The sequence below is a fragment of the Pseudoscardovia radai genome (genome assembly GCF_002259605.1).
GTDB lineage: Bacteria > Actinomycetota > Actinomycetes > Actinomycetales > Bifidobacteriaceae > Pseudoscardovia > Pseudoscardovia radai.
The window spans coordinates 163,258-179,489 of the sequence record NZ_MWWR01000003.1 but is presented as its reverse complement, the minus strand read 5'-3'; the positions used below and the strand labels follow the sequence as shown (position 1 = coordinate 179,489).

Below are 16,232 nucleotides of genomic sequence, written 5' to 3'. Positions count from 1 at the left end.
AAGCGACGTGGCATCGCGCCCGTCACGCCACGCCTCGGTTATGAGGCGTGGCGCGGTATGGCATCTCCTCGCGGCGCGGAACCAGTCGCGGTGTCATCGGAATCGTCCGAATCCCTGCGCACCATGAAGCCGCCGAGGAACAGCAGCAGAAGGCCCGCCAGCACGCAGCCGCCGACGAAGGCGCCCATGCCGGGGCCGCCGGCGCCGGGCAGGGTCACCGTCGTCAGATGCGTGTTGGTGAACGGCACGGCGTAGGTCTGCGTCGACGCCGCGCCGCCGGAGCCGTCGCTGCCGTCGCTGCCGTCGCCCGCGCCGTCGCCCGTCTGCGAGGAATCGTAGACCGTCACCGGCGTGTCGAGCGTCTGGCCGTTCTCATCAACGGTCTGCGTGATGACGACGCCGGCCCTGTTGCCGTTGAGGCGCTGCGTGGCGTCGGCCATGCCCTCGCCCACCGTCACCTGCACGCGGTAGACGGCGCGCGAATACGCGACGGCGTTCGCGTCCACGCCGCCGGTTCCGGGCTGGCCGTCCGCGCCGTTCTCGCGCACCTCGTACACATAGGTCTTGCCCATGTCGGCCACCGTGAACGGGAAGGGGCCGAAGGACGCGGTCACCGCGCCGTCCTTGCCGCCGGCCGCATCGTCGGTCGCGCCAATCGTCAGCATCACCGAGTTGCCGGCATCCCCCGTCGTCGCACTCGCCGCAGGCAGCGGCCCCGCCCCGTCGGCGGACCCGCCGTCGTCGGAGCCCAGCGCCGTCATCGTGAAGGAATACCGCGCGCCGTCAGGCCACGAGCCGGTCATGCTCTTGGTCACCGGCACCGCCGTGGTGGGCACTGTGGTGTTCGCGAACGCCGGCGCAGTGGACGTGTCATAGATCATGCTCGCCACGAGCTTGTTCGGATTGGCCGTGGACCGCGCCACCGTCACCGTCACCGCATGCGTGGAGGTGTCGTAGACGGTTGTGCCGGACTGCACGTCCGCGTCCGACGGCACGGATTCGGCGATCGAATACCGGTAGACGCCCTCCGCCGTGTACGTGATCGTGCCGAAGTCCACCGTGCCATCGGCCCCGTTGCTCGCCGTGGAGACGAGCTGCGCCGTACCGTCGGCCGCCGTGGACTGCGTGGCGCCCCCGGGCATCGGCGTGCCGTCGGCCGCGGTCAACGTGAACGTGAACGCGCCGCCCGCCGGCGCCGTGCCGTCGAGCGTCTTGGTGGCCGTAAGGTCCGCCGTGGCCGGCTCGAGCGGCTTCGTGGTGTTATGGATCTTCGGGTAATGCTTGATGTAGGCGTCACCCTGGTCGGGCGTGGCGGCCAGATCGAAATCCGAAGCATCGTCGAAATCATCCACCGTGATGGTGGCGCCGGCCTTGGCGTGGTAGATCGTGCCGTCGGCCACGCCATCCCAGCCGTAGGCGATGTAATCCTTGTTCTTGTCGTCGGCGGTGGTCTGCTCCTTGTCGATCACCACCATGGCGCGCAGGCCGGTCACGCCGTCCTTCACCACCTTCTTCACGTACACGGTGGCCGTGCGGTCCTTCGTGTCGTATTCGATGGTCGGGTCGTCGCCCTGCACCTCGCGGAAGGTGTAGGTGAAGGTGGCCGAATCGGCGTCTCCGAGGTCCTTCAGGGTGATGGGCACGGTGAAGTCGATGAGGCCGTTGTCGCCGTTGGAGATGGTGGTGTTGAGCAGCCTCGGCGCGTTGCCGGACGGCGTGATGGAGAAGGTGAACTGACCGGCCTTGGCAGGCTTGCCGTCAAGCAGCTTCGTGGCGCGGATCTCCACCCAGCCGGTGGTCGTGGTGTTCTGCACCACCAGCAGCGCGTCGGTTCCCGCGTAGCTGACGGAGGCGGACAGCGTGTTGTCGTCGTTGCGCGTCACCGTCACCTTCGCCGTGTAGACGTTCGCGTCATACACGATATTCGCGTCGCTTCCCGCCACCTCGTGGATGGCGTAGGTGTAGACGCCGGGGTATTCGAAGGTGATGTCTGCCCAGGAGGCGTGTCCGGCGCCCTGGTTCGTGGTGGTGGCGGTCGGCGTGCCGTCGGAGCCGGTCGTGGCGTCCGCAGGCATCGGCACGCTCACCGCGTTGCCCTCGGTGTCGATGGCGTCGGTGGAGACGGGGTGCAGCTCGAAGGAGAACTGGCCGGCCGTGTTGGCCGGGATTCCGTCGAGCATCTTCGTCAGACGCAGCTGCGCCGTGGTGGGAACGGCCTTGACGTAGCTGTTCGAGAAGCCGGCGGGCGCCTCGCCCGCGTCATACGTCACCGTGTCGCTCAGTGTGTTCGTGGCCGGGTCGCGCGTCACGGTGACGGTGACGACGTGGGACGCGGTGTCCTTCGCGATGGACGGATCGCCCGTCGCATTCTCGGTGATCGCATACGTGTACGTTCCCTCGGCCGAATACACGATGGGGCCGAAGTCGATGACGCCGTTCTCGCCGTTGTTCGTGTCGCAGTAGATGGTTCCCGTGGTCTGGTCGGTCTGCGGCGTGCACGATTCGGGCATCGGCGTGCCGTCGGCGGCGTTGAGTCGGAAGGAGAACTGGCCGCTGGCGGCGGGCTTGCCGGCGAGCGTCTTGGAGGAGTAGATGTGGTCCTTCACGGCGCCCGGCGCAATCGTGGTATTCCTGAACGTTGGCTTGTCGGAGGACGTCGATCCGTTCGCCGAATACGTCACGCTCGCCTGGAGGTCGTTGGTGGTGGTGTCTCGTGTCACGGTCACGGTCACGAGCACGACGGAGGAATCGTAGGCGATGCCCACGTCGTCGCCCTTGCTTTCCATCATCGTGTACGTGTAGGTGCCTTCGGCGGTGTAGCGGATGGTGCCGAAGGGGATGGTGCCGTCGCTGTGGGCGGACACGGTGAGTTCGGAGCCGTTGTCGGCCGGGTCGGCCGACATGGGCGTGTCGGGCGCGTTGGCCTGCAGCGTGAAGAAGAAGGTATCGGGTGCGAAGCCGGTTTTGCCGTCGAGCGTCTTGTTCGCGCCGATCGAGACGTCGACCGGGTTCGGGGCGATTGTGGTGTTCTGGAAGGCGTTGCCGCCCTGGCCCGTGGTGACGGTGCCGTCCGCGGCGTCCTTGCTGTAGGAGACGGAGGCCTCGAGCTCGTTCGCGGCGTCGTTGCGCGTCACGGTGACGGTGGCGGTCACCGTGCCCGTGTCGTAGCTGATGCCCGCGTCGGCGTCGGCGGGCTTGTTCTCGGTGATGGCATACGTGTAGGTGCCGGCCTTCGAGAACACGATGGGGCTCAGGATCGCCTTGCCCAGCGAATCGTTGGTGATGACGGCCGAGCCGCCGGCGGGGGTTCCCTCCGGCATGGGTGCGCCGTTGTTCGCGGTGACGGTGAAATCGTAGGCATTGCGCGCGGGCGTCTTGCCGTCGATGGTTTTCGTGACTTCGAGCTGCGCCGTGGCGTCCTTGGTGTACACGTTGTTCACGGTGATGCCGCCGGTGTCGGCGTAGGTCACCGTGGAGACGAGTTTACCGACGTCGGCGCCCGTCCCCTTCGTCACTTGCACGGTCACCGTATGCGCCGTGCTGTCATAGCCGACGTCGGGGTCGGTTCCGGGTATTTCGGCCACCGAGTACACGTAGGTGCCCGGCTGGGTATAGGTAATCTGCCCGAAGGTGAACGTTCCGTCGGCGCCGACCGTGGCCGTGTCGCTGTCGGGCAGCGGGGCGTTCGTGTCGGACGCGATGCGGAAGGCGAAGGTGCCGAACAGGTTGCGGACGGTCGCGTCATCACCCGTGGTGCCGTACTGCGACAGCGTCTTGCCGTTGATGGTTTTCGTGCCGGAGATGGTGGCGGTGGCGGGGTTCTTGGAGTAGTCGATGGAATCGTCGACGATGCTCGTCTCCATGGCATTCGGTGTGATGGTGGCGGTGCCCAGGAGGTTCTGGTAGTTCTTCACCTCGGAGCCCGGCTGGTACAACTGGAGCGCCTCGCTGGCCTGGAGCGTGTAGCCGGTCGGGTCGATGAGCTTCTTGTAGGCGTCGATCATGGCCTGGTTGAAACCGTAGTAGTTGCCTGTCGTGGGGTCGACGAGGTTCGCGAAGGAGTAGCTTGGAGCGAACTTGTTGACATAGCCGCCGTCGGTGTAATGCCACACGGCGAGCTGGGTGACCATGCGCTGCTGGTTTGCGTCGAGGCCCGCCAGAAGGTCGGTGGGGTTGTTGGCCGTGATGGTGGCGTTGTTCGGGTAGCCGCGCGTGGCGACCGACATGATGCGGCGCGCGAATTCCGTGGAGTCGGAGATGGTGCCGTAGGCATCGGACTGGAGCCTATACGCGGCGCTGGTCCAGAGCATGGCGATGGAGCCCTCGGTCTCGTTGTACCGGGTGTACTGCATGCCGCTGGAGGCCTGGGGGCCTCGCGGCGCCGTGCTCAGATAGTTGTAGCAGTAGACGACGGACGATGTTCCGCTGCCGTCGGCGACAGAAATCGAGGGAAGCGGGTCGACCCTCTTGCCGTCGCCGGTGGTGGCGATCGCCTGGCGGCTCGTCCACGTGACGTCCTTGTATTCCCACGGGTTCGTGGTGTCGGCGTTGACGGGGAATTCGCTGATGGCCTGCCAGTCCTTCGACGTGTCTACCGTCGTGGTGTCCTCGGGAACGGTGAAGGTCACGTCGGCGGCGGAGTAATAGCCGTCCGATGCCTTGTCTTCGTGCAGCGTGTAGGAGCCCGCCGCCACCTGCAGCACCAGCGCCGTGGTCGTGCTCGTCCACGTGGCGGAGCGCCCGTCGGAGGATATCGTGACGTCCACGGCGGAGGAATCGTCTTTCTTGATATACCCGTCCGCCGTGCTCAGGGTCAGCTGCGCGCCGGCGATCTCCTTGCGCACGCTTTCGCCGGTCGACGTGGACACGGATGTGTCGTACTGCGGGTTGCCGGCCACGTCGTTGCCCCATGCATGGATGGTCAGCGCGCGCGTGACGCTGTCAGCGGTGGAACTTGGAGGAACGGCCGTGGCACGGGTGCTCTCCCCCGTCACGGAACCGGACAGGGCCGTCGCCATAACGCATAGCGCCGCGATCGCAATGAGAAGGACGCGGCGAATCATTGACTTGTGCACGAAAAACTCTTCCGTCTTCTTACCGATACTTCCGATGGGAGCTTGCAGCCGCCCTCATATCCCTCGGGCGGCGGGTCTCCGTGGGCGCTCCCGCGGCCTGGAATGCACGCGGACGGAGCGCAAAGCTGGATAGGCGGCACCGTGTGCGGTGCCCCAGCGCCTATACAGTATCACGCGGTATTCTCAAAATCGTCTCATAACCGTGTGTTCTTCCTCACAGAGGAATATCGCGCGAAGGCGCACCGCGCCGGGGTTTTGTGCTCTTGTTCCACGATGGCTCCGGCGTCGCTTCCCGCGTCCGCATGGTGAGATGAGGGTGTGAGGACGGCAGGTGAGGTGGCAGGCGATGGGGCGGCGACGGTGCGGGCTTACTCACTCAACGGTGGCTCTCGCTGGTCGCTCACGTGCCAGTGAAAGGCACTGTTGGGCGGAAAACGACGCATTCCCAACGATGACACCCCCAACAGTCGCTCTCACCGGCCACCCCAGTGCCAGCGAGAGGCACCGTTGAAAGGAAAACGACGCACTCCCAACGACGACACCCCCAACAGTCGCTCTCACCGGCCACCCCAGTGCCAGCGAGAGGCACCGTTGGATGCCATGCGGGGAATCCGGATCGGGAATCGCACGCCTCTGGTCCGCAAAGCATCACAGTGTTGTGAGGGAAAAACACAAAGGCCCCGACGCGCAGATGCGCATCGGGGCCCTGTTCATCGTCACGCGGCGTCACACACGGCGACAATCATCACTCCGCCGCAATCGTCGCGTCACGCGCCGCCTCAGGCCTTCGCGACCTGGACGCCCAGCTCGGACGCAGAATCGTCGGCCACGACCGTGACATCATCGGCCAGCGTCTCGGAGGCGATGAGATCGCGGAAACGCTCGAGCTTGGCGGCATCAGCGGCCGGAGCCGTGAGCGTCAGCGTGATGCGGTCCTTGATCTGCAGGCCCGCGGACTTACGGGCGTCCTGCGTGGCGCGGATCGCGTCGCGCGCATAGCCCTCGGCCAGCAGGTCGTCGTCAAGCGCCTTGTCCAGCAGCACGAAGCCGCCGGTCGGCAGCGCCGAGGAAACGACGTCGTCGGAATCGGACGCGTTCTTCTCCTCCACGCGGTTGATGAGCTCGTACTCGCCGCTTTCGAGCGCCACGTCGCCGTTCGGCGTCTCGCACATCACCACACCATCGGCCACATGCCACGCGCCGGACTTGGACGCGCGGATGGCGAACTGCACCTGCTTGCCCAGGCGCGGACCTGCCACGCGCGCATTGACGCGCAGCTCGTTGATGACGCGCAGGCCATGGGCGTCGGCGTCCTCGAGGGTCGTGAACTCCACGTCCTTGACGTTGAGCTCGCCGCGCAGCGTGTCGGCGTACGGAGCCACGGCGTCGACGTCCTCCACCACCACGGTGAGCTTGCTCAGCGGCTGGCGCACGCGGATCTTCTCCGCCTTGCGCAGCGAGAGCGTGGCGGACACGATCTCGCGCACCTTCTCCATGGCGTCCACGAGCGCATCATCGGCCTGGAGCGTCTGGCCCAGCTCGGTGGCGGGGGCGTCGGCCGCGCCGTCCTCGGTGAGGAACGGCCAGTCGGCCAGATGCACGGACTCGCCTCCGGTCAGGCCGCGCCACATGGTCTCGGTCTCCATCGGGGCGAGCGGCGCCATCACGCGCCCGAGCACCTCGAGCGCCGTGTACAGCGTGTTGAGGGCGTCCGTGTCGCCGTCGGCGAAGCGCTGGCGGTCGTTGCGGATGTACCAATTCGTCAGGGTGTCGATGAAATCGCCCACCTCGCCGCATGCCGAGGAGATGTCGAACTCGTCGAGATCCTTCTCCACACCCAGCACGAGCTTGCGCAGGCGCGCGAGCAGGTAGCGGTCCATCTCGGGCAGGCCGGCCACCTCGTCGGCGCGCACATGGCGCGCGTCGTAGCCCTTGCCGCCGTTCGCGGCGTTCGCATACAGCGTGAAGAAGTAGTACGAGCTCCACAGCGGCAGCATGATCTGGCGCACAGTGTCGCGGATGCCGTCGGAGGTCACGATGAGGTTGCCTCCGCGCAGGATCGGCGAGCTCATGAGGAACCAGCGCATGGCGTCGGAGCCGAACTGGTTGAACACGCCGTTGACATCCGGGTAGTTGCGCAGGTGCTTGCTCATCTTCTGGCCGTCGGAGCCCAGCACGATGCCGTGGCAGATGACGTTCTTGAACGCGGGCTTGTCGAACAGCGCCGTGGCCATGATGTGCAGGGTGTAGAACCAGCCGCGCGTCTGGCCGATGTACTCGACCACGTAGTCGCACGGGAAGTGCTGCTCGAAGTACTCCTTGTTCTCGAACGGGTAGTGGAACTGGGCGAACGGCATGGAGCCGGACTCGAACCAGCAGTCGAGGACGTCGGTGATGCGGTGCATCTGGCTCTTGCCGGTCGGGTCGTCCGGGTTCGGGCGCGTCAGGCGGTCGATGTACGGGCGGTGCATGTTGATCTCGCCCTTGTCATCGCGCGGATAGTCGCCGAAGTCGGCCTTGAGCTCGTCCAGCGAGCCGTACACGTCGACGCGCGGATACTTCGGGTCGTCGCTCACCCACACGGGGATCGGGCTGCCCCAGAAGCGGTTGCGGCTGATGGACCAGTCGCGCGCGTTCTCGAGCCACTTGCCGAACTGTCCGTCCTTGACGTTGGATGGGATCCAGTTGATCTCCTGGTTGTGCTCGAGCAGGCGGTCCTTGATCTTCGTGACCGACACGAACCAGCTCGACACCGGCTTGTAAATCAGCGGCGTGCCGCAGCGCCAGCAGTGCGGGTAGCTGTGCACGTAGCTCTTCTCCTGGAAGAGCAGGGCGCGGCGGTCCTCGGGAATCGACGCGAGCGCGCCGGTGCCGTTGCGAAGGTCGCGCAGCACGGACTTGGAGGCGTCGAACACGTACTGGCCCTCGTATTCGGGGCATTCCGCGGTGAAGACGCAGCCTTCGTCGAGGTAGTCGACGCTCTTGATGCCCTTGGCGTTGAGCGTCGCCATATCGTCCTCGCCATAGGGCGCCTGATGCACGATTCCCGTGCCCTCGACGGTGTCGACGTAGTCGGCCGTGTAAATCGTGAAGGCGTGCGGACCGGGCGTGCCGCCCTCGGCCAGCTGCGCGTCGGAGGCGTAGTACGGGAACACCGGCCAGTACGTGCGGCCCTCGAGCTCGGAGCCCTTGAGTTCGCGCACGACGGCGTAGTTCTCGCCGAGTTCCTTGGAGAAGGCCTCGAGGCGCGGCTTGCCGATGTAGAAGCGCTTGCCGGCGAACTTGCCCTCGGTGGGCTCGACCTCGACGTAGTCGATGTCGGCGCCGACCACGATGGCGAGGTTGCCGGGAACGGTCCACGGCGTGGTGGTCCAGAACACGATGTACGCGTCCTCGTCGCGCAGCTTGACGGCCACGGAGATGGAGGTGTCCTGGCGGTCCTGGTACACGTCGGCGTCCATACGCAGCTCGTGGTTGCTCAGCGGGGTGCGGTCCTTCGGGCAGTACGGCAGCACGCGGTAGCCCTTGTAGGCCAGGCCCTTCTCGTACAGCTGCTTGAAGGCCCACATCACGGATTCCATGTAGGTGGTGTTGAGAGTCTTGTAGCCGTTGTCGAAGTCCACCCAGCGGCCCTGGCGGTGCACGTACTCGCGCCACTCGTTGGTGTACTTGAGCACGGAGGCGCGGCAGGCGTCGTTGAACTTCGCGATGCCCATTTTCTTGATGTCGTCGACGGAGTCGATGCCGAGTTCCTTCTGCGCCTCGAGCTCTGCGGGCAGGCCGTGCGTGTCCCAGCCGAACACGCGGTTGACCTTGCGGCCCTTCATGGTCTGGTAGCGCGGGATGACGTCCTTGGCGTAGCCGGTCAGCAGGTGGCCGTAGTGCGGCAGGCCGTTGGCGAACGGCGGGCCGTCGAAGAACACGAATTCGTTCTGGGAGTGGTCGCCGGTCTCACGGCGGTCCACGGACTTCTTGAACGTGTTGTCGGCATCCCAGTACCGGAGGACCTTCTCCTCCATGTCAGGGAAGCTCGGGTTCGGGGCGACGCTGGCGCCCTCCTGCCCGAGGGATGCCTTGGGATACACGTGATCGGTGGTTTCGCTCACTTAAATCTCCTCGACTGGCTGGTTGACATTGCCACGAGGACGACATGGGCCTGGGCCCGCGCCGCGGTACCACCTCGCTTGCCGTGCCGCCGCCGGGCTGGCTCGGGTTCGACCGATGCCGCCGGGTGCGTGCGCGACCGCTTGCGTCCGGCTGTGTCGGGCCGGTCCCGTCGGTTCTACTGGGGTTCCGCAACGATTTACGGATTCCGTTCTTCCGAAGGCTCCCCGCTGATAACGGATCGTTGCCTTTTACAGGCGTCATGATACCACCGCCGGCGGGACTATGCCCCCGGCCGATTGCGAATCGGCCGGCGTGGAGCGGCGGCGGAGCCTGAAATCGTCTAAAGTGGGTGCCGCCACACCCGTCGAAGCCCATTTCGCTGGGAAAATCGTCGAAAACCAACCCCAAACCGCATAAAGTGGGTGCCACCACACCCGCCGAACGCCATTTCGGCCACCCAGACGACCCCAAACCCACCGAAACCGCCCAAAGCGGGTGCCGCCACACCCGCCCAACGCCATTTCGCGCCAAACCGGCCCCTCTCCAACAACGGCGGTACGGCTTTCGGACGGAAACAGACCCCCGGAGGCCCGGCATCGTCGAATAATGTACGCAACCCGCACCACTGTTACAACGGAGGCACAAGAGACACAGAAGAGACCCCGCCGCCACCCCGCATCGCGTACGTATCAGGACGCAGCATACCCGTCGTCGAACAAATCGCCGGCATCAAGGAATATCATGTCGCGGTCGGCGGCGTATTTCTCTCGCGTCGCCGTGGACACACGCCTCTTTGAGAAAACCGCAAGCCGGGTACGGCCGAAGGAACCATCCACCAGTCCGATGCGCCCGCGCAAGGCCTCGATCGCGGAGCTTTCGTTGAACGAATTGCGCCACTTGCACTCGCCCAGAAGAAGCACCTTGTCGAAATCGTCAGCCGCAACCACATCGATGTCGGTCTGCTCATGCGCCACGGGATTCGAACCCCACCACTTGCCGGCGCGCGACACGAGCATCCCAAGCTTGTTTTCGCGGCTCGCCTTCAGCACCCACTGCATGCAGACGGATTCGAACTCCATGCCCACGTAGGTATCGAAAACCTCTCCGAAGGCCACGCGCCGAGCCGCGCTCTCGCCGTTGCCCGTCTCGATAAGCCCCGCATAGGGCGCGACGAACTGGTGCCAGTAGGCGAAGAACGGATCAGCGATGCGGTACCGCCCGCGCCGGGATTTTTCCGGGTTCTCCCCAAACGGCACGGTGCGTTCCACGATGCCCAGTCCGACAAGGGTGCGCAGGTAGACGCCCACCGACTGCGCATCGATTCCGCTCTTCTCCGCCATCTGTTTGGGAGTGGAGGCTCCGTTCCCGATCGACCGCAGAAGCGAGTAGTACGTGGCGGGGTCACGGACCTCCTGACGCAGGAGCATCATTGGCTCCTCGTACAGAAGGCCGGCGTTGCTGAAGCACAGCCGGATGACGTTCTGTTCGAAGGTCTGAGACGGATCGATCTGCCTGAGATAGTACGGCGTTCCGCCGAACGCGGCGTAGTATCTGATTTTCTCCTCCGGACCGGCGGTTGCGGGCAGGAGACGGGCGGCATCGTAATAGTCGAAGGGGCGAAGCTTCATCTGCGCGGTCCGGCGCCCGTACAGCGGGCTTTTGCTTCCCAGCACGTCGCTTTCCATGAATCCTTGGTTGCTTCCGCACAGGATCATCATCACGTTCGAGCGCGAGAACCCATGGTCGATGGCGATCTGCAGCACTGAGGGCAGTGACGGCGACGTAGCCGCGGCATACGGGAATTCGTCGAACACGACGACGATGCGTTCCCCCGGCATCTGGCGCGACCTATCGACGATGAAATCGAACGCATCGCGCCAGCTGGCGAAAGCGGGCGTCGATGCGGGGAGGCCGAAGAAGGAGATGACGCAGGAGCTGAAATCGCGTAGGTTGAGCGCGGCGTTCTGCTGGCTCGCGGTGAAGTAGATGGTCGGTTTGCCATCCACGAAAGCATCGATCAGCGCGGTTTTGCCCACGCGACGGCGCCCATAGATGACGACCATCTGGAAATCATCCTTGGCATAGGCGTTTTCGAGGGTTTCGAGTTCCTTGTCTCGTCCTACAAACGATGGCGCCATGATATACCTCCCATTCCTCCCCGATGGTGAACGCGCTTGATGACGGTTATGCTAAGTAAATCACAATTATCTTAACCACGATTTAGTTATATTTACAAAGTGGGGAACGGGCGACATCGCTCATAATCGGAGACGTGCCAACGCACATATCCAGAACCCTGCCAACCCGACTTACATACATATGTGCAGCCGAACGCCGCTCTAGCAGGAAATTGTCGAGAACCTACCCGAAACCGCCCAAAGTGGGTGCCACCACACCCGCCGAAACCCATCCCGCCGGGAAAATCGTCGAAAACCTACCCGAAACCGCCCAAAGTGGGTGCCACCACACCCGCCCAACGCCATTTCGCGCCAAACCGGCCCCTCTCCAACAACGGCGGTACGGCTTTCGGACGGAAACAGGCCCTCGGAGGCCCGGCATCATCGAATTATGTACGCAACCCGCACCACTGTTCCGGGGGATTCGCCATCGTTCCGCGGGGCCCGCACGGCAGGCGTCAACGCAGGCGCGAGATGCGCGAGATGTCCGCGAAGCGCGACATCATGGCACCACAATCGCCGCAGGCATCACGATCGAAGGAGGACACATGACAGACGACACGAACACCAACCCCGACACCAACGCCACCACCGCCCCCAGCAACACCACCGTCACCCCTGACGACATCTCGCGCTACTCGCTCGCCTTCGAATCCGACCGCGCCAACCGCGTCGCCGCGAACGCCGCGGTCAGCAACGGCGTGCTCGCCGCGGCGACGAGCTATCGCGGCGTGCGCGACCTTCCGCGCGACTTCAACGTCCAGCTCAAGCAGGGCTCGATCACGAACCAGCGCCGCTCCGGCCGCTGCTGGATGTTCGCATCCCTCAACACACTGCGCTACGAGGTGATGCATCGCTGGAACCTCGACGATTTCGAGTTCTCCGAGAACTACCTGTTCTTCTGGGACAAGATCGAGAAGGCGAACGTCTACCTCGAGAACGTGCTCGCCACGCTCGACGAGCCCACCGACAGCCGCACCTTCGAGGTAATCAACGAGGGCCCGGTGGACGACGGCGGCTGGTGGCAGATGTTCGTGAACCTGGCCGACAAGTACGGCCTCGTGCCGAAAAGCGCGTACCCGGAGTCCGCGAATTCCATGGATTCCGACGCCTTCGTGCAGTACCTCAACACGGTGCTGCGCGGTTTCGCCGCCCGCCTGCGCGAGGCGCACGCCCAGGGCGCGGATATGGCGCGGCTTCGCCAGATGAAGGACGATGACATGGCCGTGGTGTATCGCATGACGGCGATCGCGCTGGGCGAGCCGCCGACGCATTTCGAGTTCACGGCGCGCACGAAGGGCGATGCCGACGATGGCGAGGCGGCGGAGGACGTCGAGAAGAACGGCGGCGAGAAGAAGGCCGACGATTCCGCCGACGCCGGCGCGGACGCCGCGAGCGCCGACGATTCCGCCGCCCCCGCCCCGAAGGACGGCACCGAGAACTACGACGGCACCGACCGCAGCGGGATCATCCACGAGGAATCCATCACGCCGCTGGAATTCATGCACAAGTACGTGCCGGTGAGCCCCGACGATTTCGTGACGCTGTGCAACGCGCCGATGGATCGCACGCCCTTCGGCAAGCGCTACGCGATCAAGTGGTCGACGAACGTGGCGGGCACGGAGCAGATGACCTTCGTCAACGTGCCGATGGACACGCTGCGCGACGCTGCGGTGCGCCAGCTGGAGGCGGGCCATCCGCTGTGGTTCGCATGCGACTGCATGCAGTTCGCGTTGCGCGGCAAAGGCATCTTCGACCCTGCCACGGTGCGCGTGGACGAGCTGTTCGGCATCGAGCTGCCGTATGAGAAGGGCGAGGCCATCGAATACGGCGACGCGCCGTCGAACCATGCCATGACGCTCACGGGCGTGAACCTCGATGCCGACGGCCGCCCCAACCGTTGGAAGGTCGAGAACAGCTGGGGCAAAACCGCCGGCGAGGACGGCTACTTCGTGGCATCGAACGATTGGTTCGACCGCTACGTGACCGAGCTCGTGGTGCGCACGGATCTTCTGGATGACGCCACGCGCGCGATCCTCGGCACGCCGGTGGTCGAGGTGGAGCCGTGGGAGCCGCTTACGCGTCCGTGCGAGTGAGTCGTGCATACTCGGCGAGCATCCACTCGCCCATGCGCGAACCGTCCTCGCCGAAGATCATGGTCAGCGAGTTGACGGGGGCGGCACGCAGGAACAGGAGCATCGTCGAATCGTCGGGCAGGGCCGGGAACTCGCCGGCCTCGCACCGGCGTCGCAGCGCGGCGACCACCTGTGCTCCCACCGGGTCGTCGCTCCATTCCTCGAAGGTGCTCCACCCGTCGAGCCGGGCGGCGAGCCCGTCGCCGTCGAGGCGCATGGGAATGCTCGCCGCGATGCGGCGGCTGGATTCGCCGACCTGGACGCGGTACTCCCCCGCCTCCAGGTGCCACGCGTGGTACCGCTCGGACCAGTAGGAGAAGGCGCGGGCGTCAAGGTCGATGACGACCTGCGCTGCGCCATGGGCTGGCACGGCCACCTTCGCGAAACCCTTGAGCTCGTGCGCGGGGCGCGCCACGCGGCTATCGGACGGCGGCGCCACATACACCTGCACCACATCCGCGCCATCGCGGTCGGACAGGTTGCGCACGATGGCGCTCACGCGCACGATGGGGGTGCCATACGATTCCGCGGCACCTGCACCTGCGCCGGTACCCGCACCGGCACCGTTGCCCTCACCATCACCGGCACCGCCGCCATCCAGGCGCTCGACGCGGATATCCGCCAGCTCGAACCGCGAATAGCCCAGACCGTAGCCGAACTCGTAGGCGACGGGCACACCGGCCGTATCGTAATGCCGGTAGCCCACGAACACGCCTTCGCCGTAGTCCACATGGCCTTCCTCGCCGGTCCAGCGGCCGCCGCCGACGATCATCGTGGGGTCGTCGGCGATGCCCATCGGAATGCTCTGCGCCAAGCGGCCCGAGGGGTTCACGTCGCCGAACAGCACGTCGGCGACGGCCTCGCCGCCCGCCTGGCCGGGAAGCCATGTCTCGAGAATGGCGCGGGCGTCGTTGCGCCACGGCGCGACGGAGACAACCGATCCGTTCGCCAGTACCGCGACGGTGTTGGGATTGGCCCGCGCCACGGCGTGCAGGAGCTCGATCTGGCCTGCGGGAAGGTCGATGGCGGTGCGGTCGAATCCCTCCGATTCCGCTGATTCTGGCAGACCGAGGAAGAGCAGCGCCACGTCGGCGCCACGTGCCGCGGCCACCGCCTCGTCGCGCAGACGCGCTGCGGCGCCCGCGTTCGCCGCGCCATCACCCGCAACGCCGCCGTCCGCGCCCGCGTTCGCACCATCGTTCGCGCCATCGTCCGCGTCCGCACCATCGTTCGCGCCATCGTCGAGTGCGAAACCCGGTGCGAAGGCCGCCTCGATGCCACGTCCGCGCAATGCGTCGAGGAAACTCGAGACGCGCGTGGGATTGATATGCGACGATCCGCCGCCCTGGTACCGCGGGGAGCGCGCGAACTCGCCGATCACCGCCAGACGCCGCCCACCGGTGCGCGGATCGAGCGGCAGAAGGCCGTCGTCGTTCTTGAGCAGCACCATCGACTCGGCCGCGGCATGGCGCGCGATGGCGTGATGGATGGCGCAATCGTATCGGTACCCGGCACCGCCCGCCGTCTGCGAAGCCTGCCCGCGCCCCGCCGCCGCGCGCCCGGCCCGCGCCGCCCACTCCAGCGCGGGCCGCGCCTTGTCAGCCAGCCGCAGCACTCCCCCGGCCATCGCATCGAGCTGCGGGCGCGCCACGCGTCCGTCTCGCGCGGCCTCGGCCACGCGCGAATCCGTTCCGCTCGGCGGCATCTCGAGGTTCAGTCCCGCGTTGACGGAGGCCACGCGGTCATGGCACGCGCCCCAGTCCGACATAACCAGCCCCTCGAAACCCCACTCCCCGCGCAGGATGTCGGTGAGCAGCGCCTTGTTCTGTGCGCCGAACGCACCGTTCACACGGTTGTAGCAGCACATGACGGCCCACGGATGGCAGCGGCGCACCACGTATTCGAAGGCGGGAAGGTAGATTTCGCGCAGCGCGCGCTCGCTCAGGCGCGCGTCGACGCGCAGACGGTCGGTTTCCTGGCTGTTGACGGCGAAATGCTTGAGCGTGGCGCCCACGCCGCGCGTCTGGAGCCCGTCCACCAGCCCCGCCGCCTCGTGCCCGGCGAGGAACGGGTCCTCCGACCAGTATTCGAAGCAACGCCCGCCCAGCGGATTGCGCTTGATGTTGATGGCGGGCCCGAGCACGAGCGACACGCCCTCCTGCAGGCATTCCTCGGCCAGCGCGTCGCCCACGGTGCGCGCGAGCGCCGGGTCCCACGAACTGGCGAGCGTCGCGGCCGGAGGGAAGCAGGTGGCGGGGACGGCGCCGGTGCCGTCGAGGTCCTTGCGCAGCCCGTGCGGCCCGTCGCACATCGTGATGCCGGGGATGCCGAGGCGCGCGACGCCCTGCGTATGCCACGCGTCGCCGCCCGACGTCAGCGACGCCGCCTCATCCACGGTGAGCTGCGGAAGAAGGCTTTCATACGATGCCCTCGCTCCGGTCGGTGCCGCGGACGGCATTGCGCCGGAAGCGCCGACAGGACGAGACGATTGCGGATTCTGTGACGAGTGCGAATCGGATGCTGACATGGCCATGGCTCCTCCTGCCCTTGCGCGGCTTCCTCGCCGCCGGTTATGCCCACACCCAGCCTAATGCACCGGCCGTTCATCGTGCACAGACGCTCGCACCGGACGTCCCCGGCCCTTGAAAACCACCCTCAGCCAAAGCCAAGGCCAAGGCCAAGGCCGTCCGGTGCACGCATTCGCCCACACCGAACGGCCCCGGCCTCATCAGGCAGCG

General features: G+C 65.9%; 5 protein-coding genes. 1 reads left to right on the top strand and 4 read right to left on the bottom strand.

Features of this window, described 5'->3' with window-relative positions:
* Positions 1-38 precede the first annotated feature (38 nt).
* The 3 genes from PSRA_RS01765 to PSRA_RS01755 all read right to left on the bottom strand — a co-directional run bounded on the left by PSRA_RS01765 (position 39) and on the right by PSRA_RS01755 (position 11,320).
* Positions 39-5,075 carry a Spy0128 family protein gene (locus tag PSRA_RS01765; protein ID WP_143516292.1) on the bottom strand — a complete coding sequence of 1,679 codons (5,037 nt, stop codon included), beginning with the start codon at positions 5,073-5,075 and terminating at the stop codon, positions 39-41.
* A 779-nt stretch (positions 5,076-5,854) separates the two neighbouring features.
* Positions 5,855-9,181 (bottom strand): isoleucine--tRNA ligase, encoded by a 3,327-nt coding sequence (gene ileS, locus PSRA_RS01760; protein WP_094660139.1) that lies wholly within the window; start codon positions 9,179-9,181, stop codon positions 5,855-5,857.
* Between the two features lie 690 nt (positions 9,182-9,871).
* Positions 9,872-11,320 carry an ATP-binding protein gene (locus PSRA_RS01755; protein ID WP_094660138.1) on the bottom strand — a complete coding sequence of 483 codons (1,449 nt, stop codon included), beginning with the start codon at positions 11,318-11,320 and terminating at the stop codon, positions 9,872-9,874.
* Between the two features lie 587 nt (positions 11,321-11,907).
* On the opposite strand from PSRA_RS01755, the gene PSRA_RS01750 reads away from it, so the two are divergent.
* Positions 11,908-13,455: a C1 family peptidase gene (locus PSRA_RS01750; RefSeq protein WP_094660137.1), complete on the top strand. Its 1,548-nt coding sequence runs from the start codon at positions 11,908-11,910 to the stop codon at positions 13,453-13,455.
* Here the strand turns inward: PSRA_RS01750 and PSRA_RS01745 are convergent.
* Positions 13,436-15,952, bottom strand: a complete 2,517-nt coding sequence (locus PSRA_RS01745; protein ID WP_094660227.1) for a glycoside hydrolase family 3 protein — start codon at positions 15,950-15,952, stop codon at positions 13,436-13,438. The two genes, PSRA_RS01750 and PSRA_RS01745, sit on opposite strands and share 20 nt — an antisense overlap.
* Between the last annotated feature and the right edge of the window lie 280 nt (positions 15,953-16,232).